Here is an 18126-nt window from a genome sequence, read left to right on the forward strand (position 1 = left end):
AGCGCTATGGAATTTACGATCCAACACTTTATCGCGCTTGCTCCATTGCTGATTACCAGCCTCACCCTTGTGGTGGTGATGCTGGCAATCGCATGGCGCCGCAATCACTCACAGACCTTCCTGCTTTCGGTGGCGGGTCTCAACCTGGCACTGTTGTCGATTTTCCCGGCGTTGAAAGTGGCTCCACTGGCCGTCACCCCGCTGTTGATGATGGACAACTTCGCCTATCTGTACATCGGGCTGATCCTGGTTTCGACCCTGGCTTGCGTCACCTTGGCACATGCCTATCTGGGCGAAGGCGGCACCGGCTACCCGGGCAACCGTGAAGAACTGTACCTGCTGATCCTGCTGGCCGCTGCCGGCGGTATCGTGCTGGTGAGCGCGCAACACCTGGCTGGCTTGTTCATCGGTCTGGAGCTGCTCTCGGTACCGGTCTACGGCCTGGTGGCCTACGCCTTCTTCAACAAGCGTTCGCTGGAAGCCGGTATCAAGTACATGGTGCTGTCGGCCGCGGGCTCTGCGTTCCTGCTGTTCGGTATGGCTCTGCTCTACGCCGAAGCCGGCAGCCTGAGCTTCAGCGGTATCGGCCATGCCCTGGCGTCGACTGGCGCACCAAGCGCCATCGCACAGCTGGGTCTGGGCATGATGCTGGTCGGTCTGGCATTCAAACTGTCGCTGGTACCTTTCCACCTCTGGACCCCAGACGTGTACGAAGGTGCTCCGGCACCCGTGGCGGCTTTCTTGGCCACCGCCTCCAAAGTGGCTGTGTTTGCCGTTATCGTGCGTTTGTTCCAGATCTCCCCGGCGGCGACTACCGGTGTAATGAGCGACGTACTGACCGTGATCGCGATTGCCTCGATCCTGTTCGGTAACCTGCTGGCCCTGACGCAAAACAACCTCAAGCGTCTGCTCGGTTTCTCGTCCATCGCCCACTTCGGCTACCTGCTGATCGCCCTGATTGCGAGCAAAGGCATGGCCGTTGAAGCGATTGGCGTGTACCTGATCACTTACGTGCTCACCAGCCTGGGTGCGTTCGGCGTCATTACCCTGATGTCGTCGCCATACAAAGGCCGTGACGCAGACGCACTGTACGAGTACCGCGGCCTGTTCTGGCGCCGTCCGTACCTGACCGCCGTACTGACCGTGATGATGTTGTCGCTGGCCGGTATCCCGCTGACCGCAGGCTTCATCGGCAAGTTCTACATCATTGCCACCGGCGTTGAAGCACATCAATGGTGGCTGGTCGGTTCCCTGATCCTGGGTAGCGCCATCGGCGTGTTCTACTACCTGCGCGTGATGGTGACTCTGTACCTGGTCGAGCCAAAACTGCATCGCCACGACGCTCCGCTGAACTGGGAGCAAAAGGCAGGTGGCGTGATGCTGCTGGCCGTGTCGATTCTGGTGTTCTTTCTGGGTGTGTACCCACAACCGATGCTGGAACTGGTGCAACACGCAACGCTGTACCTGCATGGCTAAGCGTTAAACGGTTGTCCCGATACCCCGTGAAGGCCCGGCCTTCACGGGGTATTTTTTTGGGTTGGATTTAAACCCTGCCAGCCCCTGTAGGAACGAGCTTGCCTCGCGATCTTTTAAAGCTCAAAAGATCGCGAGGCCAGCTCGCTCCTACGGTTTAGGTAGATCGGTGATTGTCTGACAGTTGCGAGTGATTACTGGCTTGTATAGGCTGGCGCGCCGCCCGCCCTCCTGGAATACCTGCTGATGCGATCTGCCCTGTCTTCGTTGCTGCCCCTTGCGCTGGTTTGCGCTGTACCTGCCTATGCCGGCCCGCTGGAGCTGAGCGAGGTGCAGGTGCGCAGCGAAGAAAACAGTGATCTGGAAACCGCCCAGCAAGCCCTCAAGCAAGTCCCCGGCGCCAGCAATCTGATCGACATGAACTCCGTCGAAAATGGTCGCGTCGCCACCAACAGTGATGTGCTGGCCTATCAACCCGGGGTCTATGCTCAATCGGGCGGTAATGAAGGCACCAAGATTTCGGTACGGGGCTCGGGCCTCAACCGCGCTCCCGGCGCTCACGCCTCAGGCCTGTATGTGATGTTCGACGGTCTGCCGCTGACCGGTCCCGGCGGCACGCCCTATGAGCTGTTCGAACCGCTGTGGCTGAGCCGCGCAGAGGTGTTGCGCGGTGCCAATGGTTTTGAGGCCGGTGCGCTGGCCCTGGGCGGCTCGATCAACTACGTCACCCACACCGGCTACGACGCCGCGCCGCTGCAAGTGCGCTATGAAACCGGCAGCTACGGTTACCAGAAGCGCCAGATCAGTTCCGGGCAAGTGTTGGGCGATCTGGATTACTACGTTTCGCTAAACGACGCTGAAACCAGCGGGTATCAAGACCACACGTCAGGCAACAGCAAAGGTGTCGCGGCCAATATCGGCTATCGCTTCAGCCCGCAATTAGAGACGCGCTTTTACCTGCGCTACCGCGAAACCGACAACGAACTCGCTGGCCGCGTCACTAAAGAACAGATCAAGCACCACCCGCGTGCCGCCAACCCGGCGTATGTGAGCGGCGACTACACGCGCCCGCAACCCGGCAGTACCTGGCTAGGCAACAAAACCACGATGTACCTGGATGACGACTCGCAACTGGAAGTCGGGCTGGTGTACCACGATTACCCCATGGACCTGCGCGAAGGCCCCAACCGACTCAAGGTCGCCTACACCGACGTCAGCGGCACGCTGAACTACAAACGTCGCGACACGCTGTTTGGCCTCGAAAGCAACACCACGGTGGGCCTGCGCAGCACCAAGCACCTGCCCAACAACGGCGCGTCAGAATACGTGCGACTGCCACGCGGCAACACCGCCAGTTACGCACCGGGCACCAAAATGCGGGACTTCACGTATCAGGGTTCAGACACCGTGCTGCACGCCAGCAATGATCTGGAGCTGATGCCCGACCTGTGGCTGACCACCGGCATGGCGCTGATCTACACCCGCCGCGAAAGCGAGGTGAGCTACCCCGAAACCGGCGGTAAAGTCAGCCGCCACGATTGGGACTACGCGCCGCGCCTGGGTTTACGCTATGAGTTCAACCCGCACTTGCAGGTGTACGGCAACCTCAGTCGCTCGGTCGAACCGCCGCACCCGTGGTCGATGATCTGGAGTTCGCCGTACGTGTTCCCGGAGGGTAGCGGCCCGGCCACCGGGCGCCAAAGCACCCCGATTGCAATGCACAACCAGACCGCGACGACCCTTGAGCTGGGGACGCGCGGCGACTCGGGGATCGGCCAATGGGATGTGGCCTGGTATTACTCGGCGGTGCGCCATGAACTGCTGACGGTTGAGCTGCAACCCGCCACGGCTGACCTGGCGCCCATTCTCGGCGAGTCCAACGCCAGCCCGACCGTGCACCAAGGCATTGAAGCCGGTCTTAACAGTAAGCTGTGGGAGCGCGATGGTGTGGGCAGCGTGTCGTTGCGTCAGGCCTACACCTTCAGTGACTTCCATTACCGCGATGACGCGCGTTTTGGTGACAACCGCTTGCCCGGCATCCCGCAACACTACTACCAGGCTGAAGTCCGCTATGACCATCCGCAGGGTTGGTATGCGGGGGTCAACACCCAAGTCGCCTCACGCATGGCGGTGGACTATGCCAACAGCTATTACGCGTCGTCCTACAGGCTCTTGGGCGCAACACTGGGCTACGCGTCCCCCAAGCGCGACTGGCAAACCTGGATCGATCTGCGCAACCTGACAGGCGAGCGTTATGCTGCCACGGTAACGCCGGGCTACGACGACAAAGGTCAGGACGCCGCCCGCTCCACCCCTGGCGAAGGCCGTGGCGCCTACGTCGGGGTGTCGTACAGCTTGCGTTAATCGATTCTGATTTTATCGGCGGGCAAACGCACCTTGCGCCGGGTGCCGCTGAACAATCCCCAGCTCGACAGGAACAGGGCGGCGATCAATGGCCCGATGACAAAGCCATTGAGGCCGAAAATCGCCATGCCGCCCAAGGTCGAGATCAGAATCAGGAAGTCCGGCATTTTTGTGTCCTTGCCCACCAGAATCGGGCGCAGAACATTGTCGACCATACCGATCACGAACACCCCGAACAGCGCCAACACCACGTTTTGCCAGATCATCCCGGTGGCCAGGAAGTAAACCGCCACCGGCGCCCAGACGATGCCCGCACCCACCGCCGGCAGCAGCGACAGGAACATCATCAGCACCGCCCAGAACAACGAACTCTGGATGCCCAGAATCCAGAAGATCACTCCGCCCAGCGCTCCCTGAACAACCGCGACAGCCAGGTTACCCTTGACGGAAGCCCGGACCACGCGCCGCAATTTGATCTGCAACAGCCGCTTGTGCTGTTCCGCCATTGGCACCGCGTTACGGATCATGCGCACCATGGCCTGCCCGTCCCGGATAAAGAAGTACAGCAGGTAGAGCATGATGAAGAAACTCACCACCAGCTCAAACGTGCTCTGACCAAAGTTGAACACTTGGGTGGCGAAAAACTGGCTGCCTTCCAGTGCACCCTTGGAGATTTTGTCGCTGACGCCTTCGATGCTGCGCAAACCCAGACGGTCGAGCCACTCCAGGGCCTGATGCGGCAAGCTGCTTTGCAATTGCGCGACATAGCGGGCGACATTGATCTTGCCGCTCTGCACATCGCTGTAGAGGGTTGCCACTTCCTGCACCAGCAGGATCGTGGTGAAAATCACCGGCAAGATCGCAATCAACGTGCAGGCCGTCAGCGTAATGAAGGTAGCCAGATTACGGCGCCCTTTAAGCTTGTGGAGCAATTTGCGTTGTAAAGGCGTGAACAGAATGCCGAGCGCCACCGCCCAGAAAATCGCGCCATAGAACGGTATCAGGATCCAGATAAAGGCAATGGTGACAAAGGCCAGTAGCAAGAGCAGGGTTTTACGTTGCAGGCTTAAATCGTTCATAGGCCATCCATGTCTTAAGTCGCCAAGTAGCGACTGCCGAAGGCTGCGATAAGGTCCGCAAGACCTTCGCTGCTGACTTCACAGGTGTGGGCCGCTGCGCAGCCCATCGCAACCAGCGGCAGCGACTACAACTGCAGTTCTTTAACCCTGCGCTTCTGCTTCTTCATGGGCATGGCGCAGGCGTTCGCGGCTGTTGGTCAGGTGCAATCGCATGGCCGCACGGGCGGCGTCGGAGTCCTGGCGAGCAATGGCGGCGTAGATTTCTTCATGCTCGCGACCCAGGCGGCTCATGTAATGCGCCTGGTCATCATGGGCCAGGCTCGCCGAGTTGAGGCGGGTCCGCGGAATGATGCTGGTGCCAAGGTGGTTCATGATGTCGGTGAAGTAGCGATTGCCGGTGGCCAGGGCAATCTGCAAGTGGAACTGGAAGTCCGAGGCCACGGCATCACCGTTGCGCGCGGTGTTTTCATTCAGGGCATCCAACGCAGCACGCATCGCGGCCAGCTGCTCGGGGCTGCGACGTTGCGCGGCCAACCCGGCCGACTCGACTTCAAGGCTGATACGCAACTCCAGAATCGCCAGCACGTCGCGCAATGTGACCACTGTGGCCGGATCGATGCGAAAGCCGCTGGGACTTGGCGTGTCCAACACAAAAGTACCGATGCCATGGCGCGTCTCGACTTGCCCCGCCGCCTGCAACCGGGAGATGGCTTCGCGCACCACGGTGCGGCTGACGCCATGGGCTTCCATGATCGCGGACTCGGTGGGCAACTTGTCGCCCCGCTTGAGCAAGCCGTCGCGAATTTGTTCTGACAGCACCGTCACCAATTCCTGCGCGAGGCTGCGGCGTTTGCGAGGAAGGCGTGGAATGTCGGTCGGTTTTTCCATGGTCAACATTTATCTCGAATTCAGTGGCGCGAGCTGCAAGTTCACGCATGATAGCTCATGCCGGTTGTACGATCACCTTTCAAGGGGGCAATGCGCCCTCGCCTACCCCTGAAAAACCCTGATTTCTTTGCTGGGCGTTGCATTGACAAAGCCGGTCGAAGCTGTAAATAATCCTACATAGTTGTACGACAACGGATAACAAAACAATAATAATCAGGGTATTTCCGTATGACCGCATTGCCTCGTCTTATACCTGTCACCCCAGCCCTCACCCGCCTCTGTCGCGTCCGACTCACGTCGGGGCGATTGCCCGCCGCATTGGCTGATTGTCTGCCTGCAGCAAATGACTCATCCACCAGAACGGCTTGAGTCAGCGCCCTGACACCAGGGCATCACACTTCGCCTTTTCTGACTGCTTATGCCGGTCACGCGAGGACGACTTTGTCAAAAATGGGAGCACAACAATAATGAAATCTCAAAACACCCGTTCATTGATTCTGATGGGGCTGGGCGGCATGACCTTTTCACTGCCGCTGACAGGGGTGGCAGAAGGGTTTGTCGAAGACACCAAGGCGACCCTGACCCTGCGCAACGCGTACATCAACCGTAACTACACCCACCCGGACTACCCCAACAGCCGCACCCCGCAAAGCAAGGCCGAAGAATGGACGCAAAACTTCATTCTCGACGTCAAGTCCGGCTTTACCCAAGGCACTGTCGGTTTCGGGGTGGACGTACTGGGGCTGTATTCGCAAAAGCTCGATGGCGGCAAAGGGACTGCAGGCACCCAGTTACTGCCAACCGGCAGCGATGGCGAGCCGGCAAAGAACTTCGGCCGCCTGGGGGTTGCCGCCAAGGCCAGATTCTCCAACACGGAACTGAAAGTTGGCGAGTGGATGCCGGTCCTGCCGATTTTGCGCTCGGATGATGGGCGCTCGCTGCCGCAAACCTTTCGCGGCGCGCAGATCACCTCCAAGGAAATCGCCAACCTGAACCTCTACGGCGGGCAGTTTCGCGCCAACAGCCCACGCAATGACGCGAGCATGGAAGACATGTCACTCAACGGCAAAGGCGCTTTCACCTCCGACCGCTTCAACTTTGTCGGCGGCGATTACACCTTCAACGACAAACGCACCCAGGTCGGTGTGTGGTATGCCGAATTGGAAAACATCTACCAGCAACAATTTCTCAATCTGATACACAGCCAGCCCGTCGGCGATGTGACGCTAGGCGCCAACCTGGGCTATTTCTGGGGCAAGGAAGATGGCAGCAAACGCGCCGGGGATCTGGACAACAAAACCGCTTCCGCCCTGCTCTCTGCCAAATACAAAGGCAATACCTTGTACGTCGGCCTGCAAAGGGTATACGGCGACGATGGCTGGTTCCGGGTCAACGGCACCAGCGGCGGGACCCTGGCCAACGACAGTTACAACTCCAGCTATGACCTGGCCAAGGAACGCTCCTGGCAACTGCGCCACGACCTCGACTTCGCCGTGCTGGGCGTGCCGGGCCTGAGCATGATGAACCGCTATATCAGCGGCGATAACATCCATATCGGTACCTACACCAACGGCAAGGAATGGGGTCGCGAATCAGAACTGGCCTACACCGTGCAGAGCGGAACACTCAAGGACCTGACGCTTCGCTGGCGTAACGCAAGCATTCGCCGCAGCTACAGTGCCCATGAATTTGACGAAAACCGCATTTTCATTAGCTACCCGTTGTCGTTGTTGTAACCAGCCCACTTGCCTCGCGATCGTTCAAGGCATCGCGAGGCAAGCTCCTATAGGGTTCAAAGCACGATGATGGCACTCGGCCAAATCGTGCATTGACAACCCCGACCGGGGCTGTGAATAATTCGCGCAAGTCATACGACAACAGATGACATTAATAAAAAGCAGGGGTCCTTGATGACTAACACTCGTACTGTCCAAACTCCCTTCAACCGCCTTCTTCTAACCGGTGCCGCGGGTGGTTTGGGGAAGGTGCTGCGCGAAAGCCTGAAACCATATACCAAGGTGCTGCGCTTGTCTGACATTGCGCCAATGGCGCCGGCTGTCGACAGCACTGAAGAAACTGTGATCTGCGACCTCGCCGACAAACAGGCCGTGCATCAGTTGGTCGAAGGCGTGGACGCCATCCTGCATTTTGGCGGAGTGTCGGTTGAACGCCCCTTTGAAGAAATCCTCGGCCCTAATATCAGCGGCGTGTTTCATATTTACGAAGCCGCGCGTCGACATGGGGTCAAGCGTGTGGTTTTCGCCAGTTCCAACCATGTGATCGGCTTTTACCCGCAAGAGCAGACACTCGACGCCCACTCCCCTCGCCGTCCCGACGGTTACTACGGGCTGTCCAAGTCGTACGGCGAAGACATGGCGACTTTTTACTTCGATCGTTACGGCATCGAAACCGTCAGCATCCGTATCGGTTCTTCATTCCCGGAACCGCAAAATCGTCGAATGATGCACACCTGGCTCAGTTTTGCCGACCTCACGCAGTTGCTCGAACGTGCGCTCTACACGCCGAATGTCGGGCATACCGTGGTCTATGGCGCCTCGAACAATCTGAACGTGTGGTGGGATAACCGCTATGCGGCGCATTTGGGGTTCGCCCCCAAGGACACCTCAGAGGTTTACCGGGAAAAGGTTGAAGCCCAACCCATGCCGCCCGCAGATGATCCCAGCCGAATTTACCAAGGCGGTGCCTTTGTGGCAGCCGGCCCATTTGGCGACGAATAAAAACAATACCAACAGGGATCAAGCCGCATGACTGCCGAACTGATTCTCGACGCCCGCAATGCCACGGGTGAAAGCCCGGTCTGGAGTATTGCCGAACAAGCGCTGTACTGGGTTGATATTCCGGCCAAGCGCCTGCACCGCTGGCAGGCAACTGGCGGCATCAGCCAAAGCTGGGAAGCCCCACAAATGCTCGCGTGTATCGCTCGAGGCAGTGATGGCCACTGGATTGGCGCGATGGAAAGCGGCGTCTTCAGCCTCACGCCCCAAGCCGATGGCCGCCTGAGCACGCGCCTGTTGAGCGGCGTTAAACATGCACAACCGGGCATGCGCTTCAATGATGGCCGCTGCGATCGCCAGGGCCGCTTCTGGGCCGGCACCATGCTGCTGGATATGGCCGCAGGGGTGCCCGTCGGTGCGATGTATCGCTATGAAGCCGGGCGACATGAGCCTCTAAAACCGCAGATGAGCGGGTTTATCGTGCCTAACGGCCTAGCGTTCAGCCCGGACGGCCTGACCATGTACCTCTCGGACTCGCACCCGGACGTGCAAAAAATCTGGGCCTTTGATTACGACATCGACACGGCCACCCCACATAACCGCCGCCTGTTTGTCGACATGACACAACATCCCGGCCGCCCTGACGGCGCCGCTGTCGACGCCGACGGCTGCTACTGGATTTGCGGCAACGATGCCGGGTTGATTCACCGGTTTACCCCCGAAGGCAAACTTGACCGCTCGCTGGCCGTCCCGGTCAAGAAGCCGGCAATGTGCGCCTTTGGCGGCGCGAATCTGGACACCCTGTTCGTCACCTCGATTCGCCCCGCAGGCGACCTCAGTGACCAACCTTTGGCGGGCGGCGTGTTTGCCCTTAACCCTGGCGTTAAAGGGCTGGCGGAGCCCGCGTACACAAGCTGACTGTTTAATCCTGCTGATCCAGAACCTTTAAATAACAAAAACAATATGTGGAGTGACCCATGGATTTCAAACGCACCTTACTCATCGCTGCATTGCCGCTTGCCTTCTGCCTGTCGGGCATAGCCCAGGCCGAAATCAAGATCAAATTCGCCGAAGTTCATCCGGCTGGCTACCCGCCGGTGGTGGCTGAGCAAGAGATGGGGAAGAAGCTGCAGGCCCAAAGCAATGACGAAATCACCTTCAAAATGTTTGCCGGTGGCGTACTTGGCTCCGAGAAAGAAGTGGTTGAACAGTTGCAGTCCGGTGCCGTGCAAATGACCCGCGTCAGCCTTGGCATCCTCGGCCCCGTGGTGCCGCAAACCAATGCCTTCAACCTGCCCTTTGTGTTCCGAGACCAGGCGCACATGCGCAAGATCATCGACGGCGAAATCGGCCAGGAGATGCTCGACAACATCACCAACTCCGACTTCAACATGGTCGCATTGGCGTGGATGGATGGCGGCACCCGCAACCTCTATACCAAGAAGCCTGTGCGTGAACTGGCTGATCTCAAAGGCATGAAGATCCGCGTACAAGGCAACCCGGTGTTTATCGACACCATCAATGACATGGGCGGGAACGGCATTGCCATGGCCACCGGCGAAATTTTCAGCGCCCTGCAAACCGGCGTGATCGACGGTGCCGAAAACAACCCGCCTACCTTCCTTGAGCACAACCATTACCAGAACGCCAAATACTTCACCTGGACCGATCACTTGATCCTGCCCGAGCCCATCGTGATCGCCAAAACCACCTGGAACAAACTCAACCCCCAGCAACAAGCCCTGGTGCAGAAACTGGCCCGCGAAGCGCAGATGGAAGAGCGTGTGATCTGGGACCAAAAATCGGCCGAGAGCGAAGCCAAGCTCAAGGCGGCTGGTGTGGAGTTCATCACCCTCACCCCGGACCAGAAAAAAGCCTTCTACGACGCCACCCAACCGGTTCGTGACAAATACGGCGCCGGCTACAAAGACCTGATCTCGCGTATCGAAGCGGTTCAATAAGCCTGTCCGACAACGCCGCGGTGGCGGGCGCGAGCCCGTTTGCCGCCGCTGGGGTGAGCCTCCATGAAAAATACCGTACTGCGTTTTAACGACTTTCTGTACAGGGTCTGCATCGGGATCGCCGGTTTGTCGGTGCTGACCATGACCCTGATCATTCCCTGGGGCATCTTCGCCCGATACGTATTGGGTTCGGGCTCCAGCTGGCCGGAACCGACCGCCATTTTGCTGATGGTGGTGTTCACCTTCTTCGGGGCCGCCGCCAGTTACCGCGCCGGCGCCCACATGGCGGTCGCGATGGCGGTGGAGCGCATGCCGGCTCACGTACGCAAGCCGGTGGCGGTGCTGGTGCAGATCCTGATGGTCGTTGTTTGCCTGTTCATGGCGGTCAAGGGGTTCAAGTTGTGCGCCACCACCTGGAATCAATTCCTCGGCGAAATGCCCTCCATGCGGGTCGGGATTTCGTACTTGCCCATCCCCATCGGCGGCCTTATCACGCTGATCTTTGTCCTGGAAAAGCTCTTCCTGGGCGACCAGAGCCACCGCCGTGTTGTGCGGTTCGACATCGTAGAAGCCAGTGAAGAGGCCGTATAAATGGACGCTTTGGTACTTTTGGGCAGCTTTATTGCCCTGATCCTGATTGGCATGCCGGTCGCCTATGCCCTTGGTCTCTCAGCCCTGATCGGCGCCTGGTGGATTGAAATCCCGTTCGACGCGCTGATGATTCAAGTCGCCGGGGGCGTGAACAAATTCTCGCTATTGGCGATTCCGTTCTTCGTCCTGGCGGGCGCGATCATGGCCGAGGGCGGCATGTCGCGCAGGCTGGTGGCATTTGCCGGTGTGTTGGTGGGCTTTGTTCGCGGCGGCCTGTCACTGGTGAACATCGTGGCCTCGACCTTCTTCGGCGCCATCTCGGGCTCGTCGGTGGCTGATACCGCATCCGTCGGATCGGTACTCATCCCCGAAATGGAGCGTGCAGGCTACCCGCGCGAGTTTTCCACAGCCGTGACGGTCAGCGGCTCGGTACAAGCCCTGCTCACGCCACCGAGCCACAACTCCGTGCTGTACTCGCTGGCCGCTGGCGGCACGGTGTCGATTGCCTCGTTGTTCATGGCCGGGATCATGCCGGGGCTGCTGCTCAGTGCGGTGATGATGGGCTTGTGCATGATCTTCGCGCGCAAGCGCAACTACCCCAAGGGCGAAGTGATCCCGCTTAAACAGGCACTGAAAATCGCGGGTGAAGCCCTGTGGGGCTTGATGGCCATGGTCATCATCCTTGGCGGCATCTTGTCGGGCATTTTCACCGCCACCGAATCGGCGGCGATTGCGGTGTTGTGGTCGTTCTTCGTGACCATGTTCATCTACCGCGACTACAAATGGCGCGACCTGCCCAAGCTGATGCATCGGGCGGTGCGGACTATTTCCATCGTAATGATCCTGATCGGTTTTGCCGCCAGCTTTGGCTACATCCTGACGCTGATGGAAATCCCGATGAAAATCACCACGGCGTTCCTGACACTGTCAGATAACCGTTACGTGATCCTGATGTGCATCAACGTCATGTTGCTACTGCTGGGCACGGTGATGGACATGGCGCCGCTGATTTTGATCCTGACCCCGATTCTATTGCCGGTCATCATCGGCATCGGCGTCGACCCGGTGCACTTCGGCATGATCATGCTAGTCAACCTGGGCATCGGGCTGATTACTCCGCCGGTGGGCGCGGTGCTGTTTGTCGGTGCTGCGGTGGGCAAAGTCACCATCGAAAACACCGTCAAGGCGTTGCTGCCGTTCTACTTGGCGTTGTTCGGCGTGCTGATGCTGGTGACCTACGTGCCGGCCATTTCGCTGTGGCTGCCAAGCCTGGTGTTGTAACCCTCCCCTCTGTAGGAGCCAACTGCCTCGCGATCTTTTGAACCGTTAAAAGATCGCGAGGCAAGCTCGCTCCTACAGGGCGTATTTATCCAGCCAAGGAGGCTGGTTGCTTATGTCTGCTCCTGCTCTGTTTCCCCGTCATATTGCGGTGTTGATTCTGGTACTGCTGGCGTGTGCCTTCGCTGGCAACCATATTGCTGCGCGCATTGCTTTCGATCATGACACCGGCCTTTTGCTGGCGATTCTGTGCCGCGCCGGGATCACCTTACTGGTGCTGACGGCCTTGGTGGTCTGGCAACGCGAACGGCCTCGATTGACGGCTGCCAACTGGCGTTGGCAACTGTTGCTGGGCCTGCTGATTGCGGCGCAAAGCTTTTTTCTTTATTCAGCAGTGGCGCGCATACCCGTCGCGCTGGCGTTGCTGATCGGCAATATGGCGCCGATTCTGCTGGTGTTGCTGACATGGGCACTGGGCGGTGCTGCGCCTACCCGCCGCGCAGCCCTGCTGATGGGCCTGATCATGTGCGGTCTGGTGTTTGCGCTGGACGTGCCCGAGCGTCTGGCCAATCAGGGCAGCACCGAGGCGCAATGGCTGGAGGGCATCCTGTTTGGTTTTGGTGCCGCATCTGTGTTCGCCTGCGCGCTATGGATCACCGATCACAAACTGTCGAGTCTGCGCGGCACCGTGCGCAGCCTGCTGACCATGTTGATCGTGTTCAGCGCTGCCGCCCTGGCCGGGGTCAGCGGCGTCTTGCCCGGTGGCGTTTCGCTGCCCAGCTCGCCCACCGGCTGGACCGCCCTCGCTTGCCTGGTCACGCTGTATGGCGTCGGCTTTTGCTTGCTGTTTATCTGCATGACCCGCCTGAACATGGCGCAAAACGCCCCGGTGATGAACGTTGAGCCGGTGGCGAGCCTGCTGTTTGGCTGGCTGATTCTGGATCAGGTGCTCAGCAGCGGCCAGGTTATCGGCGGGCTGATGGTGGTTGCCGGCATCGTCATGCTGGCCTTGCAACGGGCGGCGCGGTAAACCAGGCACAGGTTTTTAGATCCAGATCAATAAGTGCGCCCAAAGGCTCGACTACCATTGCGCCTTTTTGCGAAAGACTCGATTATGCGCTTTGCTCCACCCGAACTCCTCGCCCCCGCCGGTACCCTGAAAAACATGCGGTACGCCTTCGCCTACGGTGCCGACGCCGTCTACGCAGGCCAGCCGCGCTACAGCTTGCGGGTGCGCAACAACGAATTTGATCACGACAACCTGGCCATCGGCATCCGCGAGGCTCAGGCTCAGGGCAAGCGCTTTTACGTGGTGGTCAACATCGCGCCACACAACGCCAAGCTGCGTACCTTCCTTAAAGACCTGGAACCGGTGATTGCAATGGGCCCGGACGCGCTGATCATGTCCGACCCTGGGTCGATCATGCTGGTACGCCAGCATTATCCGCAGATGCCCATTCATTTGTCGGTTCAGGCCAATACGGTGAACTGGGCCAGTGTCGAATTCTGGCGCCAGCAGGGCTTGAGCCGCATCATTTTGTCCCGAGAACTGTCGCTGGATGAGATCGATGAAATCCGTCAGCACGTACCTGACATGGAACTGGAGATCTTCGTGCACGGTGCGCTGTGCATGGCCTATTCCGGCCGCTGCCTGTTGTCTGGCTATATGAACAAACGCGACGCCAACCAGGGCAGTTGCACCAATGCGTGCCGCTGGAAGTACGAAGCCAAACCGGCCACAGAAAACGAACTGGGCAATGTGGTGAAGGTGGTTGAGCCCACGCTCGGTCTGGGCGCACCGACCGACGAAGTGTTTGTGCTGCACGAAAGCAATCGCCCGGACGAACCGATGGCGGCGTTCGAGGATGAGCACGGCACCTACATCATGAATTCCAAAGACCTGCGCGCCGTGCAACACGTGGCACGGCTGGCAGAAATGGGCGTGCACTCGCTGAAGATTGAGGGGCGCACCAAATCGCATTTTTACTGCGCACGGGCCACACAGGTGTACCGCAAGGCAATCGATGACGCAGTGGCGGGACGTGAGTTCGACCGCAACTTGATGAACGACCTGGAGTCACTGGCGCAGCGCGGCTACACCGAAGGCTTTCTGCGCCGGCATGTGCATGACGAGTACCAGAATTACCTGCACGGCAGCTCGTTCTCACATCGCCAGCAATTTGTCGGGGAATTGACCGGCGTGCGGCGCAAAGGGCTGGCCGAGGTCCATGTGAAAAACCGTTTTGCCTTGGGCGATCACCTCGAGTTGATGACCCCCAGTGGCAATTACCACTTTGATCTGGACCAACTGCTCAACACGGCGGGATTGCCAATCGAAGTCGCCCCGGGGGATGGCCACACGGTCTACTTGCCGATCCCCGAGCAGGTGGACCTGAACTATGCCCTGCTGATGCGTGATTTGACGGTGAGCGAAAGCATAGAGAGGGCACTGTAAGAGCGAGCTTGTCTCGCGATCTTTTAACAGATCAAAAGATCGCGAGGCGAGCTCCTACAACAACGTGCGTAGCATCAACCCTTGAACACTTCTTCCAGCAGGTTGTGCATGGCAGTGAAAGCCCGTTGCGCGGTCTTGGCGTCGTACATCATTTTGCCCGGCACATTGGCGTGGGGGTCAGTGAAGGAATGCACCGCACCGCCGTAGCTGGTCAGCTGCCAATCTACACCGGCCGCGTTCATCTCGGCTTCAAACGCCGGCAATTGCTCATGGGGCACCAACGGGTCAGCAGCACCATGCAGCACCAGCACTGAACCGGTGATGTTATTGGCATCTGCCGGGTTGGGTGTGTCGAGCGAGCCGTGGAAAGACACCGCCGCTTTCAGCGCAGCCCCATCACGCGCCAGCTCCAGGGAACAGCATCCACCAAAGCAGAAACCAAAGGCCGCTAACTGGTTGCTGTCGACTTTGGCCTCTTTTTGGACGCTCAAGGCCGAGTAGGCCGCCTGCATGCGTTTGCGCAACAAGGCACGATCATTTTTCAACGGCATCATGGCCGCGGCGGCCTCATCACCGTTGGTTGGGCGAACGCCCTGACCGTACAGGTCAGCAATCAGTACCACATAGCCTTGCTCGGCGACCTTCTTGGCAATGTCCTCGGCACCTGCGCTGATGCCCATCCAGTTAGGCGCCATCAGCAGGCCCGGCAGCGACTGTTCGCAGCTTGGGTCATACGCCAGGCGGCTTTCATAAGATTGGCCATCGATTTGATAGACCACAGAACTGACCGTAATTGACTTCATTAAAAACTCCCGAATTCAAAACAAAAAAAACCCGCCGAAGCGGGTTTTTTATAGACGTGTTACACGGACAACTCAACTAACAACTTATTTAGGCGACGGACATACGCCGCCGGATCTTTCAGGCTGTCACCGGCCGCCAGGGCAGCTTGGTCGAAGAGGATATGCGACAGCTCGTCGAAGCGCTCTTCGCTCTGCTCCGCATCCAACTTCTCGATCAGCGGGTGAGATGGGTTGAATTCAAAGATCGGCTTGGAATCCGGGACCTTCTGGCCGCTGGCTTCCAGGATCTGGCGCATTTGCAAGCCCAGGTCCTGCTCACCAATCGCCAGAATGGCCGGCGAATCGGTCAAACGGTGCGAAACACGCACTTCGCTGACGCTTTCACCCAGCGCTTTCTTGATGCGTTCAACCAGACCTTCTTTGGCCTTGGCGACTTCTTCTGCGGCCTTCTTGTCCTCTTCGGAGTCCAGGTTGCCCAGGTCGAGATCACCGCGCGCCACATCAACAAAGCTCTTGCCGTCGAATTCGGTCAGGTAGCTCATCAGCCACTCGTCGATACGATCAGTCAGCAGCAACACTTCGATGCCTTTCTTGCGGAAGACTTCCAGGTGCGGGCTGTTTTTGACCTGCGCGTACGTTTCGCCGGTCAGGTAGTAGATCTTGTCCTGACCTTCCTTGGCACGTGCCAGGTAGTCGGCCAGGGAAACCGTTTGCTCACCGTCATCGCCGTGGGTGGAAGCGAAGCGCAGCAGGCCGGCGATTTTTTCCTTGTTGGCGAAATCTTCTGCCGGGCCTTCTTTCATGACCTGGCCGAAGTTTTTCCAGAAGCCTTGATACTTCTCAGGCTCGTTCTTCGCCAGTTTTTCAAGCATGTCCAGCACGCGCTTGGTCAGCGCCGACTTCATGGAGTCGATGATCGGGTCTTTCTGCAGGATCTCACGCGACACGTTCAGCGACAGATCGTTAGAGTCGACCACGCCTTTGATGAAGCGCAGGTACAGTGGCAGGAACGACTCGGCCTGATCCATCACGAATACACGCTGTACATACAGCTTCAGGCCTTTAGGCGCTTCACGCTGGTACAGGTCGAACGGTGCACGGGCCGGTACATACAGCAGCGAGCTGTATTCGAGCTTGCCTTCAACCTTGTTGTGGCTCCAGGCCAGCGGGTTCTCGTAATCGTGGGCAATGTGCTTGTAGAACTCCTGGTATTCCTCGTCCTTCACTTCAGTGCGCGGACGGGTCCACAGGGCGCTGGCGCGGTTAACAGTTTCCCATTCCAGAGCCGGAGCCTCCTCACCTTCGGCAGCGGTCTGTTCTTTAGGCAGCTCGATCGGCAAGGCGATGTGGTCGGAGTACTTCTTGATGATGTTGCGCAGGCGCCAGCCATCGGCGAACTCTTCGTCGCCGGATTTCAGGTGCAGAACGATCTTGGTGCCGCGAGAGGCTTTCTCGATGTTCTCGACTTCAAACTCGCCTTCGCCTTTGGAAGACCAGTGCACGCCTTCGCTGGCCGGAGTACCGGCACGGCGGCTGTACACGTCTACCTTGTCAGCCACGATAAAGGCCGAATAGAAGCCCACACCGAACTGACCGATAAGGTTCGAGTCTTTCTTTTGATCACCGGTGAGGTTTTTCATGAAGTCGGCGGTGCCGGACTTGGCAATCGTACCCAAGTGGGCGATTACGTCATCACGGTTCATACCAATACCGTTGTCTTCGAGGGTGACGGTCTTGGCGTCCTTGTCGAAGCTCACACGGATTTTAAGTTCGTCGCCGCCTTCCAGAAGTTCTGGATTGGACAGCGCTTCAAAACGTAATTTGTCGACAGCGTCAGAAGCGTTCGAGATCAATTCGCGAAGGAAGATTTCCTTGTTGGAGTACAGCGAATGGATCATGAGGTGCAACAGTTGCTTGACCTCGGTCTGGAAGCCCAGGGTTTCCTTTTGAGTTTCCACGCTCATTGTTATCAAACTCCGATTAGATGGCATAAGCCACGCCCAAGAGGGTTAGCGGCGGGATGTGATGAAAGTTGGGGGCTGAACTTGAGATTTCAAGGCCTGATACTTTTTACCAATAGATTCTGTTCATCCCGCACTACTTATATATCTGCCTGACCAAGGAACTTAACTGATGCAGGCAAGCTCAAACGCCCCATAGAATCACTCACAAGGAGAAACACCCCATGCGTAATACCGTTGCTGTTGCCTTGATGCTGGCCGCCACTCTGGGTCTGGCTGCTTGCGATAAAAAATCCGAAGACAAAGCTCAGGAGGCTAATCAGCACGCAGAACAAGCCCAACAAAACATGACTGAGGCGCAAGACAAGGTAAACGACGCTGCCAAAGAGAACGCCGAAGCCGCTAAAGCCCAGGCCGAATCCAATGAAGCAGCAGCAAAAGAAGCCGCTCAGGATGCTCCAGCGGCTGAAAGCAAGTAATTCGCTGTAGCTGACCTTGTAGGAGCGGGGGGGGGGGGGGGGGGGTTTTTTTTTTTAAA

15 protein-coding genes are annotated in these 18126 nt (G+C 58.3%); 11 read left to right on the forward strand and 4 right to left on the reverse strand.

Translation table 11 applies throughout. The features are described 5' to 3' along the window. Positions 1-6 precede the first annotated feature (6 nt). Together nuoN and NTD86_RS17720 are read left to right on the forward strand one after the other, a co-directional pair. Entirely contained in the window at positions 7-1476 is a 1470-nt protein-coding gene (nuoN, locus tag NTD86_RS17715; RefSeq protein WP_262204094.1) for an NADH-quinone oxidoreductase subunit NuoN, read from the forward strand. 243 nt (positions 1477-1719) lie between these two features. Further along, positions 1720-3837: a TonB-dependent receptor family protein gene (locus NTD86_RS17720; RefSeq protein WP_262204096.1), complete on the forward strand. Its 2118-nt coding sequence runs from the start codon at positions 1720-1722 to the stop codon at positions 3835-3837. Here NTD86_RS17720 and NTD86_RS17725 read toward each other — a convergent pair. Next, positions 3834-4916, reverse strand: coding sequence for an AI-2E family transporter (locus tag NTD86_RS17725; protein WP_262204097.1), 1083 nt, complete (start codon positions 4914-4916; stop codon positions 3834-3836). The two genes, NTD86_RS17720 and NTD86_RS17725, sit on opposite strands and share 4 nt — an antisense overlap. A gap of 141 nt (positions 4917-5057) precedes the next feature. Beyond that, positions 5058-5804: a FadR/GntR family transcriptional regulator gene (locus tag NTD86_RS17730; RefSeq protein ID WP_262204098.1), complete on the reverse strand. Its 747-nt coding sequence runs from the start codon at positions 5802-5804 to the stop codon at positions 5058-5060. Between the two features lie 467 nt (positions 5805-6271). On the opposite strand from NTD86_RS17730, the gene NTD86_RS17735 reads away from it, so the two are divergent. From NTD86_RS17735 to yegQ, 8 genes are all read left to right on the forward strand, one after another. Next, complete coding sequence (locus tag NTD86_RS17735) at positions 6272-7540, forward strand: OprD family porin (RefSeq protein ID WP_262204099.1); 1269 nt, start codon at positions 6272-6274, stop codon at positions 7538-7540. Between the two features lie 174 nt (positions 7541-7714). Further along, positions 7715-8542, forward strand: a complete 828-nt coding sequence (locus NTD86_RS17740) for an NAD-dependent epimerase/dehydratase family protein (protein WP_262204100.1) — start codon at positions 7715-7717, stop codon at positions 8540-8542. 27 nt (positions 8543-8569) lie between these two features. Continuing rightward, positions 8570-9457 (forward strand): glucurono-1,5-lactonase, encoded by an 888-nt coding sequence (locus NTD86_RS17745; RefSeq protein ID WP_262204102.1) that lies wholly within the window; start codon positions 8570-8572, stop codon positions 9455-9457. A 59-nt stretch (positions 9458-9516) separates the two neighbouring features. Beyond that, the gene (locus tag NTD86_RS17750; protein WP_262204104.1) at positions 9517-10500 is read left to right on the forward strand and encodes a TRAP transporter substrate-binding protein; all 984 of its coding nucleotides are present in this window, start codon (positions 9517-9519) and stop codon (positions 10498-10500) included. Positions 10501-10563: 63 nt separating this feature from the next. Next, positions 10564-11091: a TRAP transporter small permease gene (locus NTD86_RS17755; RefSeq protein WP_262204106.1), complete on the forward strand. Its 528-nt coding sequence runs from the start codon at positions 10564-10566 to the stop codon at positions 11089-11091. After that, positions 11092-12372, forward strand: coding sequence for a TRAP transporter large permease (locus NTD86_RS17760; protein WP_262204107.1), 1281 nt, complete (start codon positions 11092-11094; stop codon positions 12370-12372). Between the two features lie 112 nt (positions 12373-12484). Beyond that, complete coding sequence (locus NTD86_RS17765; protein WP_262204109.1) at positions 12485-13399, forward strand: EamA family transporter; 915 nt, start codon at positions 12485-12487, stop codon at positions 13397-13399. 84 nt (positions 13400-13483) lie between these two features. After that, positions 13484-14824, forward strand: a complete 1341-nt coding sequence (gene yegQ, locus NTD86_RS17770; protein WP_262204110.1) for a tRNA 5-hydroxyuridine modification protein YegQ — start codon at positions 13484-13486, stop codon at positions 14822-14824. 74 nt (positions 14825-14898) lie between these two features. Here the strand turns inward: yegQ and NTD86_RS17775 are convergent, their stop codons facing one another. Together NTD86_RS17775 and htpG are read right to left on the reverse strand one after the other, a co-directional pair. Next, positions 14899-15627, reverse strand: coding sequence for a dienelactone hydrolase family protein (locus tag NTD86_RS17775; protein ID WP_262204111.1), 729 nt, complete (start codon positions 15625-15627; stop codon positions 14899-14901). A gap of 59 nt (positions 15628-15686) precedes the next feature. Then, positions 15687-17591: a molecular chaperone HtpG gene (gene htpG, locus NTD86_RS17780; RefSeq protein WP_262204112.1), complete on the reverse strand. Its 1905-nt coding sequence runs from the start codon at positions 17589-17591 to the stop codon at positions 15687-15689. 221 nt (positions 17592-17812) lie between these two features. Between htpG and NTD86_RS17785 the strand changes: the two genes are divergently transcribed. Further along, entirely contained in the window at positions 17813-18067 is a 255-nt protein-coding gene (locus NTD86_RS17785) for a hypothetical protein (protein WP_262204114.1), read from the forward strand. Positions 18068-18126 lie beyond the last annotated feature (59 nt).

Source organism: Pseudomonas sp. 7P_10.2_Bac1, assembly GCF_025465935.1.
GTDB lineage: Bacteria > Pseudomonadota > Gammaproteobacteria > Pseudomonadales > Pseudomonadaceae > Aquipseudomonas.